The 26,840-nt window shown below is 38.3% G+C and carries 23 protein-coding genes; 21 read left to right on the top strand and 2 right to left on the bottom strand.

From position 1 onward, the window contains the following. Window positions 1-296: 296 nt before the first annotated feature. The 3 genes from AAA943_RS16610 (at window position 297) to AAA943_RS16600 (ending at window position 4,661) form a co-directional block, all read left to right on the top strand. Window positions 297-2,690 carry a TonB-dependent receptor gene (locus tag AAA943_RS16610; RefSeq protein ID WP_338225402.1) on the top strand — a complete coding sequence of 798 codons (2,394 nt, stop codon included), beginning with the start codon at window positions 297-299 and terminating at the stop codon, window positions 2,688-2,690. Window positions 2,691-2,695: 5 nt separating this feature from the next. Next, window positions 2,696-3,697, top strand: a complete 1,002-nt coding sequence (locus AAA943_RS16605; protein ID WP_338225401.1) for a DUF4249 domain-containing protein — start codon at window positions 2,696-2,698, stop codon at window positions 3,695-3,697. A 394-nt stretch (window positions 3,698-4,091) separates the two neighbouring features. Then, entirely contained in the window at window positions 4,092-4,661 is a 570-nt protein-coding gene (locus AAA943_RS16600) for a DUF1572 family protein (RefSeq protein WP_338225400.1), read from the top strand. 121 nt (window positions 4,662-4,782) lie between these two features. Here the strand turns inward: AAA943_RS16600 and AAA943_RS16595 are convergent, their stop codons facing one another. Then, entirely contained in the window at window positions 4,783-5,661 is an 879-nt protein-coding gene (locus tag AAA943_RS16595) for an extracellular catalytic domain type 1 short-chain-length polyhydroxyalkanoate depolymerase (RefSeq protein WP_338225399.1), read from the bottom strand. 808 nt (window positions 5,662-6,469) lie between these two features. Here AAA943_RS16595 and AAA943_RS16590 point away from each other — a divergent pair. The 13 genes from AAA943_RS16590 (at window position 6,470) to AAA943_RS16530 (ending at window position 19,223) form a co-directional block, all read left to right on the top strand. Then, window positions 6,470-7,243, top strand: a complete 774-nt coding sequence (locus AAA943_RS16590) for a hypothetical protein (protein ID WP_338225398.1) — start codon at window positions 6,470-6,472, stop codon at window positions 7,241-7,243. 328 nt (window positions 7,244-7,571) lie between these two features. Continuing rightward, window positions 7,572-8,063 carry a GNAT family N-acetyltransferase gene (locus tag AAA943_RS16585; RefSeq protein WP_338225397.1) on the top strand — a complete coding sequence of 164 codons (492 nt, stop codon included), beginning with the start codon at window positions 7,572-7,574 and terminating at the stop codon, window positions 8,061-8,063. Between the two features lie 164 nt (window positions 8,064-8,227). Further along, window positions 8,228-8,623 (top strand): hypothetical protein, encoded by a 396-nt coding sequence (locus AAA943_RS16580; protein ID WP_338225396.1) that lies wholly within the window; start codon window positions 8,228-8,230, stop codon window positions 8,621-8,623. A 147-nt stretch (window positions 8,624-8,770) separates the two neighbouring features. After that, complete coding sequence (locus tag AAA943_RS16575) at window positions 8,771-9,400, top strand: hypothetical protein (protein WP_338225395.1); 630 nt, start codon at window positions 8,771-8,773, stop codon at window positions 9,398-9,400. A gap of 344 nt (window positions 9,401-9,744) precedes the next feature. Then, on the top strand, window positions 9,745-10,116 hold the full coding sequence (locus tag AAA943_RS16570) for a nuclear transport factor 2 family protein (protein WP_338225394.1): 372 nt from the start codon (window positions 9,745-9,747) through the stop codon (window positions 10,114-10,116). A gap of 249 nt (window positions 10,117-10,365) precedes the next feature. Next, window positions 10,366-10,839, top strand: a complete 474-nt coding sequence (locus AAA943_RS16565) for a TlpA family protein disulfide reductase (RefSeq protein ID WP_338225393.1) — start codon at window positions 10,366-10,368, stop codon at window positions 10,837-10,839. Window positions 10,840-11,175: 336 nt separating this feature from the next. Then, a complete protein-coding gene (locus tag AAA943_RS16560; protein ID WP_338225392.1) occupies window positions 11,176-12,309 on the top strand; it encodes a BamA/TamA family outer membrane protein in 1,134 nt (377 codons plus the stop codon). Between the two features lie 567 nt (window positions 12,310-12,876). Next, a complete protein-coding gene (locus tag AAA943_RS16555; RefSeq protein WP_338225391.1) occupies window positions 12,877-13,761 on the top strand; it encodes an alpha/beta hydrolase in 885 nt (294 codons plus the stop codon). Window positions 13,762-13,965: 204 nt separating this feature from the next. Beyond that, on the top strand, window positions 13,966-14,166 hold the full coding sequence (locus AAA943_RS16550) for a hypothetical protein (protein WP_338225390.1): 201 nt from the start codon (window positions 13,966-13,968) through the stop codon (window positions 14,164-14,166). Window positions 14,167-15,942: 1,776 nt separating this feature from the next. Beyond that, entirely contained in the window at window positions 15,943-16,554 is a 612-nt protein-coding gene (locus tag AAA943_RS16545) for a hypothetical protein (protein WP_338225389.1), read from the top strand. Between the two features lie 609 nt (window positions 16,555-17,163). Continuing rightward, window positions 17,164-17,367, top strand: coding sequence for a hypothetical protein (locus tag AAA943_RS16540; protein WP_338225388.1), 204 nt, complete (start codon window positions 17,164-17,166; stop codon window positions 17,365-17,367). 576 nt (window positions 17,368-17,943) lie between these two features. After that, window positions 17,944-18,897 carry a hypothetical protein gene (locus AAA943_RS16535; protein WP_338225387.1) on the top strand — a complete coding sequence of 318 codons (954 nt, stop codon included), beginning with the start codon at window positions 17,944-17,946 and terminating at the stop codon, window positions 18,895-18,897. 26 nt (window positions 18,898-18,923) lie between these two features. Further along, window positions 18,924-19,223 (top strand): STAS-like domain-containing protein, encoded by a 300-nt coding sequence (locus AAA943_RS16530; protein ID WP_338225386.1) that lies wholly within the window; start codon window positions 18,924-18,926, stop codon window positions 19,221-19,223. Between the two features lie 607 nt (window positions 19,224-19,830). On the opposite strand, the gene AAA943_RS16525 is transcribed toward AAA943_RS16530, so the two are convergent. After that, complete coding sequence (locus AAA943_RS16525) at window positions 19,831-20,106, bottom strand: hypothetical protein (RefSeq protein WP_338225385.1); 276 nt, start codon at window positions 20,104-20,106, stop codon at window positions 19,831-19,833. On the opposite strand from AAA943_RS16525, the gene AAA943_RS16520 reads away from it, so the two are divergent. The 5 genes from AAA943_RS16520 to AAA943_RS16500 all read left to right on the top strand — a co-directional run bounded on the left by AAA943_RS16520 (window position 20,107) and on the right by AAA943_RS16500 (window position 26,676). Beyond that, complete coding sequence (locus AAA943_RS16520) at window positions 20,107-20,463, top strand: SRPBCC family protein (protein ID WP_338225452.1); 357 nt, start codon at window positions 20,107-20,109, stop codon at window positions 20,461-20,463. It begins immediately after the preceding gene. A 182-nt stretch (window positions 20,464-20,645) separates the two neighbouring features. Beyond that, entirely contained in the window at window positions 20,646-21,308 is a 663-nt protein-coding gene (locus AAA943_RS16515) for a DUF6266 family protein (protein WP_338225384.1), read from the top strand. A gap of 351 nt (window positions 21,309-21,659) precedes the next feature. Next, on the top strand, window positions 21,660-22,001 hold the full coding sequence (locus tag AAA943_RS16510; RefSeq protein WP_338225382.1) for a helix-turn-helix domain-containing protein: 342 nt from the start codon (window positions 21,660-21,662) through the stop codon (window positions 21,999-22,001). After that, the gene (locus tag AAA943_RS16505; RefSeq protein ID WP_338225381.1) at window positions 21,998-25,030 is read left to right on the top strand and encodes an Eco57I restriction-modification methylase domain-containing protein; all 3,033 of its coding nucleotides are present in this window, start codon (window positions 21,998-22,000) and stop codon (window positions 25,028-25,030) included. The genes AAA943_RS16510 and AAA943_RS16505 overlap by 4 nt, the downstream gene beginning before the upstream one ends. Then, window positions 25,030-26,676 carry an Eco57I restriction-modification methylase domain-containing protein gene (locus tag AAA943_RS16500; protein ID WP_338225380.1) on the top strand — a complete coding sequence of 549 codons (1,647 nt, stop codon included), beginning with the start codon at window positions 25,030-25,032 and terminating at the stop codon, window positions 26,674-26,676. Before AAA943_RS16505 ends, AAA943_RS16500 begins: the two co-directional genes overlap by 1 nt. Window positions 26,677-26,840 lie beyond the last annotated feature (164 nt).

The raw sequence follows: 26,840 nt of genomic DNA, 5'->3' as shown, positions 1-26,840 counted from the left end.
TTATATAATCCTGATATTTAATTTAAACAGTAAAGTTTATTTAGATTGTTTCAATTTAATTATCATAATTGTTTTGTTGATTTTATATTCTTTAAAATTTAAAGATAGATCTGGATTTATACTTCTCAGATAAAATTTTTTTTTGGGTCTATTTTCTTTCTTAACTATAGTTAACTCTTTTTGGAATTCCCTTTTTGAGCTTTGCAACATTCTTTTGGGAAGGAGGTGCAATTGGAATTTTGCCGATAATCTCTTTTTCAGTAGAACCTATAAACCAACTATAAACTACATTTATTTTGAAAACATGGTTATTGGGAAGTTTTTGCTTCCTGTTGATATTGCAGACTTTTGCCCAGGAGAAATATACGCTCAGTGGCTATTTGACCCATTCTGAAAATGGGGAAGCGTTAATCGGAGCTACGGTGCTCATTTTGGATTTGGGTACTGGTTCAGTTACCAATTCTTACGGATTTTATTCCATTACACTTCCAAAGGGGGATTATCGTTTGGAATTCCGCTACGTAGGATTTAAGTCAGAGGAAAAAAACATCAATTTGACACAGGATCTTCGTATGGATGTTGCCTTAACCTCAACTGAGGAGTTGTTGGAGGAAGTTGTTGTAAAGGGAAATACTCCCCAACAGCAAATAATGACCTCCCAGATGAGTGTTTCCACCCTTGAAATTAAAACATTGGAAAGATTACCTGCATTTGCAGGAGAGGTGGATATCCTCAAGGGGATTCAGTTTCTGCCCGGAGTGAGTACTGTGGGAGAAGGTGCAGCCGGTTTCAATGTCAGAGGAGGAAGCGTTGGCCAAAACCTTGTTCTTTTGGATGAGGCCCCAGTTTACCAATCTTCACACCTATTTGGGTTCTTCTCTGTCTTCAATCCTGATGCGGTTAAGGATATCAAACTTTATAAAGGAGGCATTCCTTCGAGATATGGGGGAAGACTCTCCTCGGTTTTGGATATTTACATGAAAGAGGGTAACTCAAAAAAATACCAGGTAAAAGGGGGCTTGGGAACCATCTTTAGCAGATTGGCCATTGAGGGCCCAATCCAAAAGGATAAATCCTCTTTCCTGATAGCGGGGAGAAGATCCTATGCGGATATTCTTGCCAAGCCATTTACCGACCAGATTGATGAAAATACGAATCTGTACTTTTACGATTTAACGGCCAAGACCAACTTCATTTTGAACGAGAATAACCGGATCTTTTTTTCGGGATATTTCGGAAAGGATATTTTCAAATTTGATGAATTCCAGGGTTTTGACTGGGGGAATCAAACAGCGACGATACGATGGAATCACCTCTACGGGAAAAGACTTTTTTCCAATGTTTCGGCCATTTACAGTAACTATGGATACGGTTTCCAATTCGGTTCAAGCGAACTGGATAATTTTGATTGGTCCTCCCAGATTCAGACTGCAAACCTGAAGGCTGATTTTGCCTATTCTACAGGAGATGAGGGTGAGCTGAATTTTGGATTGGATTTGATTCTGTATGACTTTCTTCCTGCGAAAGCAAAAATTCTTACCAAAGGGATTCCAACCGATGTCAGCCTTGACCAAAGGAAGGGACTTGAAACTTCTCTTTATGCGGCTCATGATTTTCCGGTTTCAGAAAAATTCCTGATCCAGTATGGGGCAAGATTGAGTAGATTTCAATACATGGGAGGAACTGAGTATACCTATGCAGATACCGTTCCGGGGATTAGAAAACGCCTGGTCTCCACCCGGGAGCTGGATACCTGGGAATCTATTTCAGAATATACCAATCTTGAACCCAGGTTTTCTTTTAGATATCAACTGGATGCTTCCAGTTCCTTAAAAGGTAGCTATAACCGGATGAATCAATACATCCATCTGATCTCAAACACTACTGTTTCTACTCCAATTGATATTTGGCAGCCTTCTACCAATCTGATCAAGCCTCAGCAGGGAGATCAGGTGGCCTTGGGCTATTTTAAGAATTTAATGGAGAACAGGTACGAGTTGTCGGTGGAAGGGTATTACAAATGGTCCAGAAATCTGGTGGATTACATTGACGGAGCAGACCTTTTTATCAATGAATACCTTGAATCAGTACTCCTATTCGGGAAGGGGAGATCCTATGGAATGGAGATTTATGCCAAGAAAAATTCAGGCAAAATTACCGGTTGGGTCAGCTACACTTTAGGGAAATCCGAAATGATTGTCGATGGAATAAACTATGGCACTGATAAGGTGAACCGAAAAGGCCAGTGGTATCCTACCCGCTTTGATCAGAGGCATAACCTTAAGCTTGCCGCATTCTACGAGTTGAAGAAAAACCTCAGCTTGTCCGCCAACTTCAGTTTTCTTTCCGGCACTCCATCCACTTTTCCTACCGATAGGATTTATGTGGGAGGATATGTTATTCCTTATATAGCAAGAAACCAAAGGAACAATTTTAGGATTCCAGATTACCATAGGCTTGATCTTGCAGCAACATTTGAAAATGTGTGGAGAGGGAAAAAAGGAAGGAGCGGAACCGACAGTATGGTGGTGTCCATATACAATGTATACGGAAGACAAAATCCTTTCAGTGTTTATTTCTCCCAGGGTACGGAACGCCCAGCTCCGGACACCTTGCCTGAAACAACGGCAACCAAACTGTCCATAATCGGAACCTTCCTGCCTGCATTTTCCTACAACTTTAACTTTTAACAGCCATGAAAATACCTAATCTGATATTCGAAAGCTTTATGGCTTTACAGAATAGAATAACATCAACTGCCCTTTTATTAGCGTTTATTTTTGGTTTTTCAGGATGCGAAACTGATTTTCAACCCGACCTGGAGCAGGCCGAGAAAATTCTTGTCATCGATGCATGGGTAACCCAAGAAATGAAAAAACAGGAAATCCGGGTTTATTATTCCAAACCTTATTTTGATAATTCCCCAATCGAGCTCATTCAGGGTGCCCAGGTTAAAATTGAGGATATGCAATCCGGTCAGGTTTATTCCTTCCTTCCGGATCAAAATGCCTATTCCTGGACACCCCAGAATGAAGCTTTGGGAAAAGTTGGAAACTCCTATAAGCTTTCAGTGACTATTCAAGGAGAGACATTTGAGGCTATAGCTAAAATGGGAAGAGTTCCGGCCATAGATACCATCACCTTTGAATACAAGGAGAAGGATCTTCTTATCAAATCAGATTATTATTCTGCCGAGTTTTTAGCAACTGATCCCCAAGGAAAAGGGGATACCTATTGGATCAAGGCTTTTAAAAACGGCCAGTTTTTATCCAAGGGAGTAGAGTTGAATATGGCTTATGATGCAGGATTTTCCTCAGGGCAATCAGTTGACGGGAAGCCTTTTATTTCCACTATCAGAAAGGATTTTATCAATCCCCTGGATAACGTGGAGGGTAAAAACGGAGAGTTTAAACCTCCGTATCTTCCGGGAGATAAAATAAGAGTTGAAATCCATTCCATAGATCAGCCCGGCTACGAATTTTTGTACCAGCTTTACTATCAAATCAATAGACCGGGTGGTTTTGGAGAATTGTTTTCAATTCCTTTGGCCAATGTGCCAACGAACTTGGAGAGTACAAAAAATGGATCTCAAACATTGGTGGCCGGATTTTTTAATGTCAGTGCCGTCAGCTCGTTTGAGCAGGTCTTGACCGAAGAGATAGCTGCTAAAGCCAAAAACTTGGCTAATGGGTCCTGATCAAAACAGCCATGGTCCATTTTTTTTGGACCATGGCAGATTTTGATCCTAATTCAGGATTAGTTCATAGGACATGATTAGATCCACCTTTAAATTAGCTTGAAAAGGGGACTGGTATTTATATTAATTTGGGTCGACTAGTCCAAGGATATAGTTTCAGTTTTTGGTCCTGATGTCTGCTCTTCTTATAGCAAAATCCTTTTAGATTTTATTTTTGATAGAAATCTTTAAGCAAGTTGTCAATTGTTCTCATACCGAATGGAAATTACCTTTCGTGAGTTAATTTGAAATGTTGAAGATATAAGCCCCATATTTTAAATTATTGATCCTCCAAGGGAGCAAAAGATGTAAAGGCTAAACAAAAGATGTAAAGACTAAATTAAAAACAGCATGTATGGAAAATGATTATTTAAAAAGCGTCAAAGAACAGTTTGTGTATTATAAAATACTTGCCGAGAAAGCCATGGCTCAGGTGGAGGAGGATGATTTTTTTTGGCAATACAACGAAGACAGCAATAGCTTGGCGACTCTTGTGAAACATCTTTATGGAAACATGCTTTCTCGCTGGACAGACTTTTTGACTTCAGACGGGGAAAAGGAATTTCGAAATAGGGATGCTGAATTTGAAAACAACAAAGAGAGCAGAACCGATATAATGGAGAAATGGGAGGAAGGTTGGAATTGTCTGTTCAATGCCATTAACTCATTAAAACCTGAGGATCTCGATAAGATCATTTACATTCGAAACCAGGGATATACAGTCACCGAAGCCATCAACAGACAACTTGCCCATTACCCTTACCACATTGGACAAATTGTATTTTTGGGGAAAATGAGCTCAAAAAAGGGTTGGACATCCTTATCAATTCCTAAGGGGAGCTCTAAACAGTATAATCGAAAAAGGTTCTCTAAACCAAAACAAAGGGGGCATTTTACCCATGAACTTTTAAGGGATGAGGAATGAAAAATTGGGGAATCCTCAAGGATTTTGACACTCTCCATCAGTGCAAGGATTTTTTTAACGTGAGACATATGAGCTTTTTAAGTTCTCATAGGGCTTCTCTTACAAAGCCTCTATAAAATCATTACGGCTTTCTGTTTTTACGGAAAAAATCCCAGAGCACTTCATTCATATCCATTTCCTTGGTGGTTTTTCCTAGTGGAAAACCAATGTTAAAAGGGTCGGCACCGGGCCATGTATGTCCACCCCCTGTGATGGAAAGCAAATGTACCGATACGCCATTTTCTTGTACTTGAATCCACTCTAGAGATGTTGAATCTTCCTGATTTTTATCAAAAACCCGCGAAATTGCTTCTTTTGGATTTAAGCCATTATTCCTCAGCCAAAAATGAAATGTTTCATATGCTGAGGCATAGGCAATGGGCTTCCCTTCCCAGTTGACGATCTTATCTTCCGTTCCTTGAACCTGCATGACACTGATAGGATTTGCCTGTTGATGAAAAAATTGAACTGAATCCGGTAAAGGTCCTGAGATGGAAGCTATTGCTGAAAAGGTGTCAGGTAATTCGGAGGCTAGCCTATGAGTGAAAAAGCCTCCTCTCGACAAACCGCAGGCAAAAATAGCCTTCTCGTCTATGGAATATTCTTTCTTCAGGGATGTCAGCATCTCTTGTACAAATTCAACATCCCTATGCCCATGTTGATAGGACATATCAAAACCAACATTCCAATCTTTGTTGATTCCGGTAGGATATACGACGATAAACCCATATTTATCGGCGGTTTTATTCATCCCAGTATAGAACATCTGCTCGGCCGCAGTCATCCCCCCACCGTGGAAATTGAACACTAATGGGAAAGATTGTTCGGGGTTTTCATGATAAGACTTTGGAAGGTAAACCAGATACCTTCTTTGTTGGTCTTCAACTGTGATACCTTTTATCTGTGCTTTGACAGTTCCCATTGCGCATAGAGTCAAAAAGAAAAAGAATAGGGTTTTCATTTGCCTTTTTTTTCTGCAAATCACTGAGGTTTAATAACCAAAAGCTGTCAAAATGGTCATTCTGCCATACTGAATGATCATTCAATTGAAATAAAAAATAAAGCTCGAAATTTAATCTTGAAGTTTTCTGAATTCTGATGGAGTAATTCCAGTTTCTTTTTTAAATGCCTGATTAAAGACATTGATCCTGTTGAATCCAGCTTTCATATCGAAAGCTGCAACCCTACAGGTCAATGGTTTGAACTCTTTAAGAGTATTTTTGAATGTTTAACCCTGGATCTATTGATAAACGGATTGAATTTTTCCCTGATTGAGGATTAAATACCATTGAAACTTTTTGCCGACTTGCCTCATCCCCCAAAAAATCCCCCAAGGCTTTTCGGCTTCTCGACCTTCATGTTACGTCTTAAAAGTGCTCAGTTTGTGGATTTCATTTAAAGAAGGCAATAGTCAAGGTTTCCTGAAAAAAAAATTCAGGTATCAACCCTTTTCACCGACAAGGGATTCCAATTCTATATCTTGGAGATCGGATGTTAAAATGAAATGTTCTCTGGCAATTGAGTACCCCCCTCTGTGGTTATGGATAATTTAAAATTAGTTCCCTGATAACCTAGTATGTACAACCCCATGTTTATTCCCTTTCTCAATGCAGGTCTGTTTTTGCTGCCCAGTGACCAAAAAGACTATATGACTTCACATTCTTTGGTTTGTTGATGATTTACCTATGATAAAAATGAAATTAATATCTAAAAACACTTGTTTGACGGCTTTAGGGTTTTTATTGTTTTCCTGCTCTACAAGCAACAACATGACCCTTGATTTTCCTGACTACCCGATAAGCAAGGAAAATACAATTCAAGTAAGAAAGGCCAAAGGAAAGGGATTGGTGGGTACAAGCAGAAATCTGCAATTCGATAAATTTTACAGGGGAAAGCTTAAAGAGGGATGGACAATTTCTTCTGATATCATCGACAAAACCCCGGGTGGCTTTTTTTCCAAAGAAAGTATGGAGAGATCCTTGTATTATAACCTTGGAGTGAAAATTGATGACATTTCCTCAAAGACCTCCGATCGTTTTCAGTTTACTTTGGAGGATTCCTCTCAAGCGTGGATGGGTTTTTGTCATCAATTGTATCAGGGAAAGAGTACCAATTATGATATTTTTAATAAGTTGGATTTTTCAAAGGGGAAATTTCAAAGGTCTGATTTTAAGACTACCCTTATTTCCTTAAAGGACACGGTCTCCCTTCCCTGGAATCTAGAACTTACCTACGAAAGAGAAACTCCTAAGGGTATTATTCAGACCTTCCTCAGCGAAGGAATGGCCATTGAATCAGGTCAGCTTTCCAATGGAATTGAGACCATTTTGATTTCTCCCCTTTTTGTAAAAGGAAAACAAATAGATGAAAATCAATATGCTGACATCATTAAAATAGTTGGAGGGTACAAATTTGTCCTCAATGACAAAACGCTGGGCATTGTTGATCTTTACAATCAATCCATAAGTTTAAAAGATCCCTTGGATAAGAATAACACCCTTGTGGCCGCAGCTGCCACTGCACTTCTACTTAGAAACAGATAGACTTGACTTTATGGAGAATAGCTTAGGTGTCAAAGTAGTTATCGTGATTTTGTATTTCCTCACCCAAAAAATCACCCAAGCCTAAGTTATTATTTCATCAAACTTGGTGTTTCTTTCCACATGGAAATTTATAGGCTCTTCTGAACTAATTAGCCAAATGTTCCTAGGCAACAAAGGATAGCTTGCCTATTCCCATTTGGGGATAATTTCTCCATCCGGGATTTGAAATTGGTCATTCAATTAGTGAAAGACTCCAATAAGTAAGGTTAAAGCAAGACCAAATAACATCTCAATTGATTTTGGGTCTAGTCGTTTTTTGGAAGTATCCATGGAAACATCACTTAGAAAGTATACGAAGTTTGACTACTGTTCCTGTCTTTTTATTTTCAGAAGCAATGTCCCCAAATATTTTACAGTTGAGGAGTTTGCAGAATTTGAAGCATTTTTGAAAAGGTTAGAAAATGGGAGAGAGACAGTCGGATTCTATGTAATTGTTTACAACAAAAGAGTGGTAGCCTGTGGAGGATTCGGAGATAAAGACAATAATGGAGTGTATTCTTTTGCCTGGGGAATGGTCCACAGAAATTTTCATAAAATGGGTTTTGGGACTTTATTGTTTAAGCACAGGATCTCCGAACTTAGGAAAATTAATCCATCCCATGCCATTGTATTGGACACTACCCAGCATTCATACAAATTTTATGAGAAGATGGGATTTCGCTTAACGGGCATAACCGAAAATTATTATACCAAAGGAATGCATCGATATGATATGGTCTATGAGTTGGAAAAAGAGGAATTATCCGCCTTTGAGACATAGAAATAATTTTTTCCAAGTCAGGTAAAATATTCGAAATTCAACAGGTATTTCCACTATGCAGGTTTAGCATGAGTATTATTTCATTGGAAAATATTGTATAAAAGAAATATTTGGAAAAATAGATTTGCCAGAAATTAAGAGGATAGATTTAAACAAACCTTATCATGATTTTAGCCTATAGCCTTGAGCATATTTCAGCACTTATATTCTGTATTCTTACAGGAATTGTAATTTCCTTTCAGGCAGGGTTGGCTTTGGGATTCCCTTGGGGAGTTGCGGCCATGGGAGGGAAATTTCCGGGGAAATGGCCCCCAAAGATGAGGCTGGTAGCAGTTATTAATATGCTTTTGTTGGGCTGTTTTATACCCTTGGTCCTTTCCCGGGCCGGATTGTTATTTTCCGCGCTATATCCAATTGCCTCTCCGGGCATTTGGTTTTTGGTTGTTTTTTTTGCTTTGGGAACAGTTATGAACAGTATCACGCCCAGTAAAGCAGAAAGGATTTGGGCTCCTGTGGCTTTTTTTCAATTTCTGACCACCCTGGTGATTGCCCTGTCCTAAAGAGTCCTTGCAGTTTTTCTTTTTAAACATCAAGTACCCCTAAAAATCACGTAATCTTTCCGAGGGTTTTTAATTAATTCTCCAAAAATTGCATCTCATTTGAGATTGTGGATTTTCCTAACTTCAAGGGATTTTATAGATAATTTTATGGATACATTTAAGCGCTACCATTTTATTTCCGGCAGCTTGATCGCAATCTTTGTTTTTGCCCACATGATCAATCACTTGATAAGTCTTTGGGGACCAAGTCAACACTTGGAGATGATGGAGGTTCTTAGAAAAGGATATAGGGTACCTGTTCTGGAATCTCTATTGATTATTTTAATTCTGATTCAGGTGATAACCGGAATTAGATTTCTCAGGGTAAAAAGAAATTGGAATCTTAGAGAATTTCAGGGAATTCAATCTTGGTCAGGTTTGTATTTACTTTTCTTTCTGTCTATACACATCTGCGCTGTTTTTGCCGGAAGGTTTATCTTGGAGCTAGATACAAATTTCTATTTCGGAGTAGCTGGTCTGAACAGTTTTCCTGTCAATATTTTCTTTATTCCCTACTACGGATTGGCAATCATTGCCTTCTTTGCCCACCTGAGTTCAATTCACAACAAGAAAATGAAGGTTAAGATTTTGGCTATTTCCCCTCTTGGTCAGGCAAGGCTAATTCTAGCCATGGGCATACTTTTTTCACTGCTGATAATTTTTGGTTTGACCAATCACTTTAGAGGTTTTGAAATTCCCAAGGAATACAGGATTCTAACCGGTGAATTTGACTCCTAGGTTCTCAAAGCATTATAAGACCTGAATTCTAATCAAAGATTTAGCCATTATTTAGTCAAACTATGGAATTTTAGGGCCCATATGATCCCTTTTTTGGTTTAAGTCCCAATTTTTTATTTCTAAGCGATGGAAATCCCCCTAAAAATCCCCCAGTAACCAGGTGTGATTCCTAATTGGATTTCGTTGCTTTACTTGCTCAAACTTCATTCTCAGGTGAATTCTAAAATAAGGTTATGGTAAGCAAAAGAGACGGATTTTGTCCCTGTTTCTTAAGATGGAATTTAACCGAAATTGAGTGGATTCATTTTTTTATTTAACTGCAACCCAATAACTCCAATTTCAATATGACTGAAAAGGAACAAGTTCTAATCTGCGAAGCCAAGCTTACACTGGCAATGAAAAATGGAGATGTGGCTATGTTGGATTTTCTTTTGGACGAGCGTCTTATTTTTCATATTCCTTCAGGCCAGATAATCACAAAAGAAATGGATCTTGAAAATTATCGCTCAGGGCGGATGGTTGTGCATCAAATCTTTGCCGAGGACCCTATGGTCTCAATTTTCGGTGACGTTTCTATAGTTTCGGTAGTGATCCATCTTCAAGCGGAATATTCAGGCTTACCTGTTGGGGGAGAATTTCGCTACCTCAGGTTTTGGAAAAAATCAAAGGGTAATAGCTGGAAGGTGATTGGGGGTTCAGGAATTAAGATTCAGTAATTGGAACTTCCATGAACACCTTTCTTCAGGCTTCATTCTAAAGAGTAATGTATGATCTTATCTGCGAATTAAAACCTGGAATAGTCAATAGAAATTTGGAGACTGGCAAGTAATTCTATCATGAGAATAAATTCATTTATAAAGCCTGATTGCATTTTTCTGCTACTGGTAATTCTTATGTCATGTTCCCGGAAAATGGATTATGGAGGGGGAAACTCAGTTGGAAATGAGGCTTCTCAATTAATTTTTTTGGATGAGAACGGAATGTTGGAGTCAAACGAACCGGAAATTGGTGATAGATTCCGGGATATTGAGGGCATGGATAGGACTGATAAACCAATTGCACTTTCTTCACTGGAAGGCAAATTCATTTTACTGGATTTTTGGGCTTCTTGGTGTGGTCCCTGTAGAAAAGAGAATCCCAACCTGGTAAAGCTTTACAACCGTTACAACTCTCAAGGATTTGAGATTTTCAGCTACTCCATTGATCAAAATTCCTATGCCTGGAAAAATGCAGTTTTAACCGATTCTCTGGTTTGGACCAATGTGATTGAAAAACCTACAGGGAATTATTATCCGAGTGAAGCCATTTACAAGGTCAAGTTTTTGCCTACATCTTATTTGATTGGGCCTGAAGGGATTATTTTGGCTAAAAATCTTCGAGGAATTGAACTGGAAGAGAAGCTGAGAGAAGTTTTGGAAACAACTTCTTTGGATAATTAAGAGGGCATTTACAGCCTGTTTGGTAAAATAAATGGTATTACTCGACCCTCTCTATTCATTAAGATATGCTTCTTTTCCACCAATACCCCTGGAATATACCTCTATTTGGGGCATTAAATTCGGGAAAGTGTTTTGTTGTTTTGTTTTCCAATTCACTTTAAAAAGAGTGTTTTTCAAGTAGTGGTGACACTGTTTTGGGATTCATGTGGAATTAATGCTTCTCGCACTAAGGTGAATGTTTGGGTTATAGCCAGCAAATTCCTGTATAACTCACCTATTTAAACCTAACCTCCTGAATTTATTTCAGTCCTTTTGGGATTGTGGCAATTCATTTCCATGAAGCTTATTTTATCCTTTCTTGTTTTAATGGTATTATTTTCGGGCAATGCTAAGGCTCAGGGTAATTTTGTTAAGCGGTATTTTGACACTTTTATCCACGATACCGCAGATGTCGCCAAACCCCAATTCCTAGCTTACCCAATAATAGCCTATTCTCCGGAAACCAATTGGGAGTTTGGTGCAAGTGGACTTTATCTTTTTTATGCAAAACAAGATACAGGCAACAGACTCAGTGAAATTGTTGCTCAGGGATTTTACACAGTAGAAAATCAATACGGTGGTTTTTTGGAACATGCGCTCTATTCTGATAAAAACCAATGGTTTTTCTTAGGGAATCTCAAATACCAAAGTTTTCCGGTTTCTTTTTATGGGACAGGTATTGATTCCCGGCTCTCGGATGAGCAAAAAGTGGAGGCTATTCAATTGGTAGTCAAAGAGAGAGTGCTTAAAAGGGCATCTCAAAATTTATATGCCGGATTTGAACTGGAATTCAACCGATCGGTGGATGTCAGTTTCTCTGGACAAACCCCTGTGCTCCATGAAGACCAACTATTTGGAACAGCTGGTTCAACTAATCTGGGTCTGGGTACAGGGATCATACTGGATACAAGACACAATGTTTTAAATGTGAGGAATGGGTATTTTTCAGAAATAGCGGTTCTCAATTTTTCAAAATCACTGGGAAGTGATTTCAACTTCACTTACCTGGTTAGCGATTCCCGTTATTTCAGAACTGTCCGTAAGAATCAAATTGTGGCTCTGCAGCTCTTAGGTCAGTTCAGCTGGGGAAGTGTTCCCTTCAACCAACTACCTCAACTGGGAGGTCCAAACTTAATGAGGGGATATTACCAGGGTAGGTTCAGGGATAATAACTATATCGTGACTCAAATTGAATATAGATTTTTGCCACTTCCATTAGGATTTTCAAGACGAATTGGTGCTGCCTTGTTTGCCTCAACGGGAACCGTATTTTCTGCTTTTGCGGATCTTGAAAAAAAGGATTTTAGAGGTGCAATTGGCGCTGGACTTCGCTTTCTTCTGTTTCCAAAGAAGGATGTATATGTAAGGGCAGACTATGCTCTTACCCGTGAAGGTGGTGGATTCTACCTGTTTATTGGAGAGGCATTTTAAATTTGGATTCTGGGTTAGCCTGAATGTTTGATTTAAAATACCCCAAAAAATACCCGATTTGATGAGTGCCTATTCAACTTGACTATGACCTCTTTCTGGTTTGGATTGGCTTTTTTTGGTAGATGGAATATAAGGGGCAGATTTTAATATTAAACAGGTAAATCCTTAAGAAAAAGGTTTCATTACAAGGCAATTGATATAATGAAATTAAGTGGAATTTGACGATGAGGATTTGGAAAAGCAGGAAAGGGTAAAAATGATTTTGAAAATAGAAATGAATATTTATTGGGATCATTTTTCAGAACCTACCGAATTGGATGAGAATTTTTTCAAATGGCTAAATGAGAAGGTTTTTTTCTGTTAATAATAATTAAACCAATAGAATTAAAAGGGAGGAGATTTAAGGACTGGTTCGAGTACCACTATGTTTCTTGATTGAAGAATTAAACCCTTGTTTGGATTTCTAATATTTGAAATCCCAAGTAGCAAATATCATTTGTGTAGTAATGACACTAAGTTTATATGAGTTTTAGGTTGAGGAATAGGGGAGATTTTAAAAGGATGAAAATGAATAAGAGCTTTACTTACTATTTGGCTTTGCTGGTTATCCGGCTAAAAGGGATAAAAGGATTATTCAGTGAAGATCCTGTAGACTATTTGGCCTTGAGAAAGGATGATGTTCTTCATCCGACCAAAAAGCTAATTAAGTCTTGCAGGATCAGTCAGTTTACACTCTCCCAAACCCGAGTAACTGAATTGCAAGGAAAAGGTCCGTCCAATAAGTTGCTTTTATTTCTTCATGGGGGTGCATTCATTTCAGGGCCCGCTCGACATCATTGGGATTCCATAGAAAAAATCTCCAAGTATACTGATTACACGATCTGGTTATGTGATTATCCTAAAGCTCCTGAGCATACTATTTTATCAATCAATGAAAATATCGATTTGGTCTATAAGGCAGCCTTGGAAAATTTTAAGCAGGATAATATAGTAGTAATGGGAGATTCTGCAGGAGGGACTCTCGCCATAACCTTGGTTCAAAGATCGATTCTCTCCAATCAGCGTCTGCCTTCGAAAATCATTCTTATTTCTCCGGTTATGGATGCTTCTTTGGAGAATCCCGAGATCGAAAGAGTGGATAAAATAGATCCCATGCTTTCCAAAAAGGGTGTCCTGAGTGCCAAAAAGATGTGCAGTGGAGGATTGGATCTGAAATGTAAAGAGTTGTCTCCTCTATACGGAGGGTTTAACGGTTTCCCCTCTACTTATCTTTTCCTTGCTGAAAATGATATTACTTATCCGGACCAACTTCTTTTTTGCAGGAAATTAAGAAATCAGGGAGTTGAAAATCACCTTAACATAGGTAGGGGTATGCCCCATATTTGGCCTCTTTTACCTGTCATGAAAGAAGCAGGGGAGGCTTTTAAGGATATTTTGAGAATTTTAGATTAAGAATTTGATTGGGGGTTGAATAATTGTTGAAGATTTGGTGCTTTTTGGCCTAATCTTAAGAAAGATAAGTCCTAAAGGCTTTGGGATTCCTTCCTTCATCTGGTAAAGCCTTAAAGCCTTTAGTTTTTATAGAAATTTTTGAAATAAAATATTTATTTTTAATTGCATAAGTAGTAAACAGATTCACTCTTTAAACTCGAAAACATGAATAACCAAAAACATGGAATGCCAGCTTTGATTTCACTATTTATACCTGGATTAGGCCAAATGATCAAAGGGGATTTTTTTAAGGGGATTATGATCTGGGTATTTGGTGGACTAACAGCAGTCTTTTTGATGTGGACTATAATTGTTCCATTGATCATCTATGTCTGGAATGTCTATGATGCGTATAATTCAAATTGATTGAATCGGAAGTTCCTAATACGAGAAGTTGAACTGAACCGATTTGGGCTATTTCAAGGTGTTTTTTGTTCTTTCCTTTAAAATTTTGGAGTAAACTCTTAAAATCTACCTCTCTGATAGATATGAAATTTTTAATTATATCAAAATCTCCTGTCTCTATCCATCTTGAGTGTTCTATACAATGGGACAAATGGTTCAGATGGATGTAGGCTCAATAAATGACTTGAACAGGTTTGGATTTTCAAATCATTGTTCAATAAATCTGTTTGCTGGAGTTGTGGCACTTTTGCCTTGCTGCTGATCTTTACCTTGGTATTTGCTGAATTACAATAAAAAAATTATTCCATATTCTGCCTCAAATACCTTATTGACAAAATGAATACGTTTTCTCTTTTTCCCTGGTCATAATCTTTGCTTTTCCAAAAGTCCTGTAATTTCTCTTCTAAATACCCTATCGGAAGGGAAGAATGGTGAAGGTTCTTTAATTTACAATAAACCGATTTTGCTTTTTTGAAACTTAATTCTGCCTCATGACTTTGAATGGGGCTGCTATTTCGCTGGTTGGAAAATTCGAGATTGAAAGTCTTTTCTATCCTGAATTCAAATTCGCCTTTTGGACCTTTTCAACTTTGTTGAGTAAATTCTCTTGAGGTATGAAGCTGAAAATATTCAAAACCTTTCTGTGATTCCTATCATCCATTTCCAGGATATCTCCAATTTTGATTTGAGAAAGGGATTAGTTCAGAAAGGTATTCTGGCCCTTCAGGATTATGTAAGCTTTTTTTGGAGTTCATATTGAAATGATTTTAATAGGCTGATTTAAGGAGGAATAATAATTGATTATCCCGTAGATCATTTAAAGACCCCGGTCCTGGATGACATGCTGTTATTTCAGGGTTTAATTTTTCACTCTTAATTAATTGGCCGAATTCAAAAATATTCTTCCCTAGACTCGATAATTTTTTGGCCAGAATTTTAGGACTTTGGTAATAAAATTTTTCTTTAAGGCTAAGGCAATGAACTTAATTTAGGATGGCTTTTCGTTTTTTTGAACTAGAGTTTTATTATTTAAGTCATGTGGATTTGTGCTAGAGAAGATCCCAATGCCTTTATGTTCAACTGCTAATGTTCGCCCTTCAAATGAGGCAGATAATGGAATCTTTCAAATGAAAAAGATTGAACTACCAGCCCTATTTATATTCATCCAGTTGATAATTCATACTAGAAAATACCTAATAAGTTTAAAATATCCTCTTGTGGGTATTTTTTGACCTTAGGGTGTGGATTAAGTCGTGTGGCAAGCCGGGCTGCAAAAATTGCATCCGTTGCTTTTTGGATAGATTTTCCTTACTGAAATTGCGGCTGTGACACATTCCATATGTCAGTCTTAATCCTGGTGATTTCTGGGGAAATAAATATTTTTCTTTGTGGACCTCATGGCCACCATTTGCCTGAGGGATGTTGTTGACAACGTAGTAAGGTATGCTCAGTAGGGTTACGAATTCTGGTTTTGAATTAAATATTAAGCTAATCATTTTAAGACTTTTTGATTTTTGGAAAAGTATTTGGGGAAAAAATCCCCCAAAAAATCCCCCAATCATAAACCGCTTTCACAGTCCATAAAACGTCTTACAGAAAAGAAATTTTATAACCTTCGTTCGGAAGTAAATAGTAACATGATAAGGAGCATAGGGAAAGAAAATTTAATGAGGGGAAATAGAATATTGTTTCGGCTATTTCCTGAATTGTAAAAATCTAAATCTTAAAAATAATTCAATGATTAAATTCAAATTTTTACTGGTACTACTGGGATTGTCTTTTGCTTTGACTTCCTGCGATACTGAAGATCAGAAACCCAAAATTGATGAAAATGGATTAACTCCTGAAATCAATCGTCTTGTTTCTCAAGAGAATTTGGATGCGCTTATGGACTTGGGCTTAGATATAAATGGAGGAGGGAATCCTCCTCAATTGAATGGAGAATTTCTAATCAGTCCATGCTATATTGCTAAAAGTACAGCAGGTGATGTAGAAGGTGCCGCTACAAGAGATATCGAAATGTCTTTATTGAATCAAAAGGGTTTCTCAATTACCGTAGATTTAAAACAGCAAACCCAAGTAGCAAATTCTGTCGGCAGCTTCATAGTCGGAAATGAGGATAGGTTTACAATTTTCGTGGTGGTCGAAGAACTCAATACCAGTAGTGGTTCCAAAGCCAAACTGCTTTACACCATTTCCGGGCAAAAGGTAAGCGGAGGAATTGCAAATATTAAAATTGCCAATCTGATGTTGGATAATTATGGAAATCCCGGGAATATTTGGATCGGGAATGGAAAAGGGAGATTGTTTAGGGACCGGGATAATTTATCTGGTTTGGTCAATTTCTAGAAAGAAGATTCAGAGCCCAGGTTGAATTTCCTTTTGGATTCTTGCCTTTTTGTTGATGCTTTATTTTTTATGAAGTAGTGGTAAGAAAATGTAGTAGCTTAAAATTAGTTCTGTTGAATTTGATTTCATCGGTTAGCACCGGGAACGCTTAAGCCTTCTCGGTGCTTACCGAATGATATGGTATAAGGACATTATCCCGAACTAAGTTTCGGGATATGTACTTATTTGGGGAATAGTTCCCTGTAGGAGGCTTTGTTTTCAAATCGAGTATTAAAATGTCCAGTTTTTTAACTAAAAAACTGGACATTTTTGTATTCTTGAAAGTCTTTTGAAACCATGAGAATTACTCATTAAATGACATATAGTTTTAATAGACTTCCAAGAGGATATGTCTTTACCTATCCCGATTTTATGGGAGAGGTGGAAAAGAAGGAGGCGGTTATCAAATCTTTAAATAGAATGATGTCACCAGGAAAGATCAACAAGCTTTTCAATGGCAAATAATATTAGCCGAAAAAACAACTATTGGGGAATTGGAAGATATTCCTTTACATTTTTAGAATTTTGAATTTTGCACCAATAACCTTGAAGGTTTTTAACTAATTATAAATGAATCAAGATTTTAATTCCGCTAAGGATTACCTTGGAAAGATGGGTAGAGAAGATAGGATCAAACTAACCCACGATTCACCTACCTCAGAAGCAAAGCTTATTGAAATGAATGCTGAGCTTGAAAAAATGCGACAGGATTTCCTGATTAAGGAAAGTAGATCAATGAACGAAGCAAAGTCCGTTTTGATTAACGCCACATAAGAATTTTGATCAATGTGAAACGGAGTCTGTGGATCCATTTTTTTAACAGAAGTGATTTTAATAAGGAAGGATAAGCCTTTGGAGAGAGAAATACCAAACTCAAAAAAAGTCTCTTTCCTAAATTATCCCCCAAAAAATCCCCCAATTGATGATAAAAAATACCCACTACTGGGTATTTTTTATCCAAAAATTCCCTTTATTAGTCAAAATAGTCTATTGATAATCAGAAAGATAAAGATGAATAAATCCAATAGGTTACTAGTCTTGAGTTTTTACTGCATGATCGCCCTCTCTAAAAGAGCCTGTCTCGAATAGTGTAGCGTATCAGGAACAGGGAAAGTATGGTGAAAAAAGTAATCGAAAACTAGTTAAGAAAGGAGGGTAGAATTGCAAATCTCACCCAGAACTGAATTCAACCTAAGCGAAGCTGGGGAAAGAGTGGAGGTGGTCAAATCCTACCCTGTCCATCTGATATTTTGATTTCTCCTAGATGGTTGAATTAGATTCATCCAAACCTAAGTTTTAAAAATCTAATAGTAATTTAGCAAGTGCATTCAGTCCACCTAGTCCAAAAAAATGCTACGGGAAATTGCCACACTTATAGACTTTAACTGCATTTCATCGCATGATGATTTATTGGCATCCATGATTTCATTGATCGATTTAAAGGTAGGTGATCGTGTTAATCTGGATATTGATCTCAGCGGGTCAGGGTTAATTTACCCTGATTTACTTCTACTAATTGTTGCAAGAGTTGAATGTCTGAAAAAGAATGGCGTTAAGGTCAACTGTTCCTTGATTAATTTTGATGCCACTTCAAACAGAGTGAATTATGCGAGTCGGATTAATTTTTTTGAATTTTTGGGAATTAAACTTGAGGAAGGATTTAAAAGAAGGGATAGGCAGGGGAGGTTTATTGAGATTTCAGAGTTCAACGAAACTAACATCTATCAGGTGTTCCAAGAAATCATGCGTATTTTAATTGTGAATGGGGTGAATGAAGATATGCTAACCGTTCTTCACTTCTGCTTGAATGAAATTCTTGACAACACACTCAACCATGCGAGCCCGGATTTTAGGTATGGTGCTGGGACAGGATTTATTATCGCACAATTTTTCCCAACAGCAAGAGAAATCCGAATTATAATTGCTGATACTGGTCAGGGAATACACGCTGCACTAACCCGGCATCCTAAATCAAGATTTAAAGATCTTTCTGAACAAGAAGCCGTTTCCAGATGTATAGAAAGAGGGGTTACCAATAGCCTCGGATTAGGATTTGGCTTGTGGGCCACTTCCCAAATGATGGTCAAAAATCAAGGCGATTTCAAAATTTACTCAGGAAGTTCAAGTCTGCAAAATGGTAAATTAGTCAAAACTCCAAGTTGGAATGGAACTATAAATTACTTGAGAATTAATACGGATATACCGGTAAATCATATAGAGATATTTGGAGAAAAATCTAATCAACTCGATATGTTTCAAGAGTTTAAAGAATCTCAATTTGGCAATATTGAAAACCTTTGGTAGCTTCGCCCATGTTTTCAAAACAGAAAATGACCCAGATAATCGCATTCAATAGTTTTTCCAACAATCTAGGAACAAGAGTTCTTGGGCAGGAAATCCGTATGCAAATTGAATCAATTCTTGATTCAAAAGATTTTGTGATTTTTGACTTTGAAGGAGTGGAGTTTGTCTCGCACAGCTTTTCTGATGAGTGTTTTGGAAAATTACTTTTAAAACTTCCTTTCGAAGAATTGAAGTCTAAATCCACCTTCATCAATGCCAGTGACTTAGTTAAAAAGACTATTGCTTTGGCTATCAATGATCGATTGAAGGCAAGTTTAGCTTACTAAAGGCTGCATCTCAGTCGGGTTAAATTTCCTGCTAAATTAGGTTAATTGATATTCAGTCATCTTTGTACTTGAGGTAAATAGTTCAGAGATTGATAATTGAAAACTATCTGCTGACTTATACTTCTATCATTTTCCATACTGATTCTTTTTTTAGACGGGTATTGGACTGAATTTCAGTGATGAGAAACCAATTGCTGATTGTTGAGGATATCAGGGTAGGACATCCAATAGCTGTATCAAGTCAATATGAGCTCGAGTGAGGTTTTCAGAAATGTAGATGCTTCTAGCGATTATAATTCGGTTCGGCATAAACCCCAAAAATTGGGGTTTATCCGGTATTGGATTATCAGTTTAGAATAGCAGGGTTTTGATTGGCTTCAAATCTTTGGAGGGATGGATTTTTTCGTTACGAGCAATTTTTCAGAAAATTTGTATGAATTGAATATCATAAAACCCAAAAATCCTCCCTTCGCCCTCACATTTTTCATTTTTACCCCAAAAAATACCCACTACCCGGTATTTTTTCTTCCCCAAAATTCCCCTTCTTAGCAAAACGAAGATTTTGATAATCAGCCAAATCGATTGTGGGATAAGCCCCTTTGGATTACTAGTCTTGGATTCTCCACTGCATGATCGCCCTCTCCAGAAGAGCCTGGCCCGCAGGATCTCGGAAAGGTATGGGGTGAGGTAGAGAAGCGATCTTTCCCTGTTCCTGAAAAGCATCGGAAGTAGGTAGATATTGCAGGAGCTTGCGGGAAAGGATAAGAGGCCAATTGCTCCCGATCACTGTATGGGATGGTAAGGATACTAGGGTGGAATTGCTAATCCCACCCAGCACTGAATTGAACTTCAGGGATGCTGAGGAAAGAATAGAGGTGGTCAAATCCTACCCAATCCAAATGATATTTTTATTTCTCCAAGACGGGGTGGAAGCCGGCTGTATGCAATGGTTGGTCCGAATCAGGAAGAGCATTGGTGCGTTACGTCCAATCATTCGATCAAGGATCATCAGTCCTTTACCGGAGAGGATGCATTCTCAGACAAGGAGGGAAATGTGAATAAGGATTTTCCTGTGGCAAAATTTACAAATACGTTTGAATGGGATGGAACTGATACCAAGGTGGTGATCACCACAGCCTATGCGTCAGAGGAGGCCCTGAAGCAAATCCTCGAAATGGGAATGGAGCAAGGACTCAGTATGGCTTTCGAAAATCTGGATGAGGTGTTATCTGAAGCATAATTGGATGAGCTCCTGATCTGACTATCTGGCCTTGATGGATTGATAAAGAATTATAGGACCAATTTAAAACCACTTTAAAATCAGTTTAGGATCACTAGAAGACCAATCCAATATTGGTTATTGAGTTGTTTTAATGTATTTTTAGTTTTTGCTATATTTACTGATTACCAATTGATTGTGCTATGGGAAAAGCAAATGATCCTTCTCTGAAAGGCCTGAGTGGGAAAATAGGCAATTTGGTTTACTATCAGCGAAATGGAGAGACGTATGTCAGAGCTGCTCCTGGGAAACAGTCCAAAGCCACCAAAGCCAAAACCTCTGAACCCAAACGGATAAGTCAGGATGTAGTACGGCAGACGCATGCCTTTCTGAAGAATTATAAGCATTTGGTTCGGTTTGGGTATCAGGAACATGCAGTGGGAGCCAAGACAGCCTACCATAGGGCGGCCTCCTATACCATCAAAAACTCATTTGACTATCGACCAGAAAGTGCCTGGAAAGTGCTGGATATCTCAAAAGTGAGAATAAGTCTCGGGGATCTTACCGGACCGGAAGAGGCCACTGCATCCCGAGAGGGCACTGGAGTACGCTTTACTTGGAGGGATAACTCCTGGGAGGGATCTGCCAAGCCCAGCGATGAGGCTTTTGTGGTCTTGATTCATGAAAGCAGGGCAGGATCTCGATTTGTCTATCAGGGAAGCCGAAGATCTGAGCGGAGTCATTTCCTGAACCTAGACGGGGCAGATCCAAATGCAAAATGGCATGCTTTTCTGGCCTTCAGTCAGGAAAATGAGTATTCCAAAAAGCGATTCCTCTCCAATTCGGTGTATTTAGGGGAGGTGTAGGAAAGTGATTGAATGCCCCAAGGCTGTACCTAATTTTGGGTAATTCAAACTTTTACTCTTCAACGGAAAGGTGAAGGAAACCTGAAAGGCCAATTACAAACTTCAATGGATTCCAGAGTGCGATAGGTTGTCAAAAATCTTTTTGGTGATGATTTTAGCCTAGGGATGTAATAAAAAGCATGCACATCTCCACTAGCTTCGATTAGGACTTGATTTGACCAAAAAAGTGTCAATAATTGTTACGCTTACATTTTTTGACATAAACTGACAGATCAGGTGTCTCATTGGTTTTTTTAATTTGATAATTTGACAAAATTTGTCCAAATTAATTTTTCCAGAAATTTATTGAAAATGAGGTCAAAAGAATCCTTTGGGGAACATATCAGGAATTTAAGGGAATCCTTGGGACTTCCATTGAGAAAAGTAGCTGCAGCACTTGATCTTGACCCTTCGACCTTGAGCAAAATTGAACGAGGTGAAAGAACTGCCAATAAAGATATGATTCCGGTTTTCGCTGAGCTTTTTAATGAATCGGAAGATCAGCTCGTCTTGATTTTACTGAGTGACAAGGTTGCTTACGATTTGGTGAGGGAAGATAATCCCGAAGAAATCCTAATGGTCGCGGAGGAGAAAATCAAATATTTGAAAATCAAAAAACTGGAACAAGGCAAATTAGACTTTGATAAGCCATGAATATCCACGAGTTAGTCGACAGATATAGGGCAGAAAGATCAAGTTGCCTTCGTGCGGGATATAACGAAACTCAGGTCAGAAATGACTACATAAATCCCTTCTTAAAATGTCTCGGATGGGATGTTGACAATGAACAGGGTAAAAATCATTTTTTAAGGGATGTGCTTCAGGAAGAATATATTGATGTAGAGGATGAAAATTCAAAAAAGAACCCGGATTATACCCTCAGAGTCCATGGAAGTAGAAAGCTTTTTGTAGAAGTAAAAAAACCTTCTGTCAGGATTACCGCTTCGGCGAGAGCTGCTTTCCAAACAAGACGCTATGGCTGGAATGCAAATTTAGGTCTATCCATCCTCACCAATTTTGAGCACCTGATTCTTTACGATTGTAGATTTAAACCTGACGTGTCTGAAAATGAGCAAGTAGCCCGTTATCGTATTTTTAGTTTTGAAGAATACGTTGATTCATGGAATGAAATTCAAGAATTGATCTCTTTTCAGTCGGCTATCTCAGGTCGTTTGGATGAATTATTTTCCTTATTGGACCGACGTGGCCAAACCTTTGATGAATATTTCCTTCGACAAATAGTCAAATGGAGAGAAAAACTAGCCATCACCGCTTTAGAAAAAAATGAGGGATTGAATGAAGATGACCTCAATTTTCTGATTCAACGACTACTCAACCGAATTATCTTCCTTCGAATCTGTGAGGACCGGACCATTGAGAAATTTGAAACTTTAAAAAATATAGAGAACTATAACGAGCTGAAGTCACTGTTTCAGCAGTCGGATAAGAAATTCAACTCAGGATTATTTGATTTCATTGAGGACAACCTTTCATTAACCATTGATATTGATTCACAAGTTCTAATTGAGATATTCAATGAGCTGTATTATCCATTGAGTCCCTATGATTTTTCTGTAGTTGATCCAAGTATTTTGAGTCAAATCTATGAGCGCTTTCTTGGTAGCCGTATTGGAATGGATGAGGATAGGCAGTTGATGATGTTTGAAGAACCTGAAGTTTCAGCATCCAATGGGGTCGTTCCTACCCCGAAGATTATTGTTGAGCAAATAATTAAAGACACTTTAGGCCCTCTTTTAGAGGGGAAATCAGTTTCCGAATTGAGTGAAATGAAGGTTGCGGATATTTGTTGTGGCTCCGGTACTTTCTTGATTTCGACTTTTGATTTCATGCAGCGTACTTATCTCGAAAGATTAGTCAGTGAGAAAGCTGATTATCCGGAAAGTATCCATCAAATAAATGAATCTTCATGGTCCTTGACTCTTAAAGCAAAGCGAGAGATTCTTGAAAAAAATATTTACGGTGTTGATGTCAATCCCTATGCCGCTGAGGTATCTGAGTTTAGTCTGCTTCTTAAGCTTCTGGAAGGTGAAAGTAAAGCCACGGTTGACAGTTTTATTGATCAACATTCTCAGAAAGTGCTTCCCAATTTGAAAGGGAATGTAAAATGCGGGAATTCACTTGTAGATTCCAATTTTTTCAAGATATATCCAAAGGCACTATCAGATGACACTCTGCTTCATAAGGTAAACCCCTTTGATTGGGGTAGAGAGTTCGGTTTTTTAGCTAATTCTACCGGATTTGATGCCATTGTTGGTAACCCGCCTTATGTTCGAATCCAAAACATGGTAAAGTTTGCGAAAGAGGAGGTTGAGTTTTATCAATCTTCTGTTTCTGGCTATTCGGTCTCTAAAAGTGATACCATTGATAAATATTATGTCTTCATTGAAAGAGCTCTGTCTCTTCTCAATAAACAAGGTAGATTAGGTTATATTATCCCTCATAAGTTCTTTTTGATCAAGGGGGGGAAGTCACTTAGGAATTTGATTTCAACCCATGCCCAAATTGCTAAAATCACGCATTTTGGAGTTGCTCAGGTATTTCCGGGCCGGTCAACCTATACAGCAATACTGATACTCCAAAAAGATAAAAGTGAATCTTTTGAATTTAAGAAGGTTAGAAAAATTTCAGTTGAATCCTTAGAGAATATTAGAGATATCATTTTGTATGATTCTGCTGAATTTAAATCTGAACCCTGGATTTTTCTTTCTCCTGGAACAAAATCGATTTTCAACAAGCTGATATCTCATAGGACCCGTCCCTTAAAAATCTTTGCAGAAATCTGTGTCGGATTACAAACTAGTGCCGATAAGATTTACATCTTTGTGCCCGAGGGGGAAACTTCCAATACCTATAAGTTTTCAAAAGGAGGAGTTACTTGGGAAGTAGAAAAAGGAATTTGTCAACCGGCAATTTATGATTTGACTTTCGGGGTGTTCGATACCATTGATGGCAATGCTCAAATGATATTTCCTTATACTGTAGCAGGTGATTCGGCAAACTTATTTGAGGAAGATTTCTTTCAGGATAATTTTCCCCTAGCCTATGCATACCTCAATTCCCAAAAGGAGAAGCTAAAGAAAAGGAATTTGCAGGGTAAGGAACCTAAGTGGTATCAATTTGGTCGATCTCAAAGTTTGGTCAAATTCATAGGAAAACCCAAATTGATCTGGTCTGTGCTAGCAACTTCCGCACCTTACACTTTGGATTCGAATAGTCTCTTGTTCACAGGAGGAGGTAATGGACCGTATTATGGGTTGATTAACAACTCTATGTTTGAGCTGGAATATTTCCTCGGGATTTTGGCACATCCTCTTTTCGAAGCAATGGTTAAATCCGGGGCAAGTGAGTTTCGGGGATCTTATTATTCTCATGGAAAGCAATTCCTGGAAAACCTTCCAATTTGGGAGGTGGATATCAGCGATCCATCGGAACTCGAGAAGTACCAGGAAATCATCAGCCTTGTCAGAGAGCTAATTTTAACCCAAGCTAATCTGAAGGCTTCTGCTTATGGGTCAAAAAGAAATGTGTATGAAAGAAAAAAACAATTGTTAATCAACCAATTAATCCATTCCGTTAATCATCTATATGGGATTTCGGAGCAGGATTATGAAGCGGTATTAGATGATGAAATGTTTACGACTGATTTAGCACTCGAAGATTGATGGGACAGATTATTGGTAGTTTAAGTGCACAAAAGTTAAGGGGAGGATATTATACCCCAAAAGCGATTGCGGACTTTTTGTGTTCTTGGGGAATTCAACCGGATACTTCGAAAGTCTTGGAGCCAAGCTGTGGTGATGGCAATTTTATAGAATCGGCGATTCTACGATTTCAATCTTTAGGAATCACGGGTGATAGCTTAAAGGGCAGAATTAAGGGTGTGGAATTACTCGAAGAGGAATCCCTAAAAGCGAAAGCAAGAGCGGCTTACTTAGGATTAAATTCCAATACCATTGTGAATAGTGACTTCTTCGAATTTTTGAATGAGAATGGGCAAACCCGATTTGATTTGGTGATCGGTAATCCTCCATTTATCAGATATCAAAATTTTCCTGAGGAGCATCGGAAATTGGCTATCCAAAGAATGCAGGAACTTGGACTGAATCCCAATAAACTTACCAATATTTGGGTGCCTTTTTTGGTGATATCGGCATCTTTACTGAACGAGAAGGGTAAGTTGGGTATGGTGATTCCGGCAGAGCTGTTCCAAGTAAAGTATGCGGCTGAAACCAGGGTGTTTCTTTCCAATTTTTTTGAACGTATCACCATCGTAACTTTCAAAAAACTGGTTTTTGACAACATCCAACAAGAGGTTGTGCTGTTACTTTGTGAGAAGCATGTTCAAGGTGGCAAGGGTATCCGGGTAATTGAATGTGAAAACTTGGATGAGTTAGATCAGCTTGACTTTTATGCTATCCATGAATCCACCGTCAAACCCATAGACCATACCACGGAAAAATGGACCAAGTACTTTTTGAGTGAGGAAGAGATCAATCTTCTGAGGAGATTAAGGCAAGATCACCGGGTGATCACCTGTGGAGATATCATGGAAGTTGACGTGGGATTAGTGACCGGGCGAAATGAGTTTTTTATGCTCAAGGAAGAACAGGTGAAAAACTGGAATTTGGAGGATTATACTATTCCAGTAGTGAGTAAATCAAATCAATTGAAAGGCATTACCTTTTCTGAAACAGATTTTGCAGGTAATTCCACGGCGCAAAATTCAATTCACCTCTTTATTCCTCCCAATCAAGATTTCGATGGTCTTCCGGAGGTCTGTCAAAAATACATTAGGTACGGAGAAGAACAGGGTTTTAATCTTGGGTATAAAACCAAGATTCGAAAGCGCTGGTACATTACCCCTTCTCTTTGGGTGCCGGATGCGTTTGCTTTGAGGCAGGTTGGAGATTATCCCAAACTGGTTTTAAATGAAACAGGAGCCTCTTCCACGGACACTATTCATCGAGTTAGGTTTATAGGAGAGGTGAATAGGTCGATGGTTGCCTGCTCATTTATCAATTCGCTTTCCTTCGCTTTTTCTGAAATTACCGGTCGAAGTTACGGTGGGGGAGTAATGACATTTGAACCTACAGAAATCGAGGAAATTCAAATTCCGCTTTTGGCTGATTTAGATCTGGATTTCAATAGGATAGATGAACTGATCAGACAGCGTGAAATTGAAAAGGTCTTGGATATGGTAGATCAGGAATTACTGATCAAACATCATGGATTTACACAAGTGGAAGTGGATGCCTTAAGAGGGATTTGGAGGAAATTATCCCAAAGAAGGATAAATAGAAGGAAATAGGTTTTATTCCTTAAATAGTTCGGAAAAATCAAAAGTAAAATAGATGAACCTTGAACTCAATAAGATTGCGCCTTTAAATTGGGTTAGATTTTCGGAAATATAGGCCCCTTTGTCGATTATATTTTGGTTCGATATAAACCCCAAAAAATGGGGTTTATCCGGTA

This window comes from Algoriphagus confluentis (assembly GCF_036245625.1).
Taxonomy (GTDB): Bacteria; Bacteroidota; Bacteroidia; order Cytophagales; family Cyclobacteriaceae; genus Algoriphagus; species Algoriphagus confluentis.
Note: the sequence above shows the minus strand (reverse complement) of the source record. Positions and strands in the feature narration are given on the sequence as shown.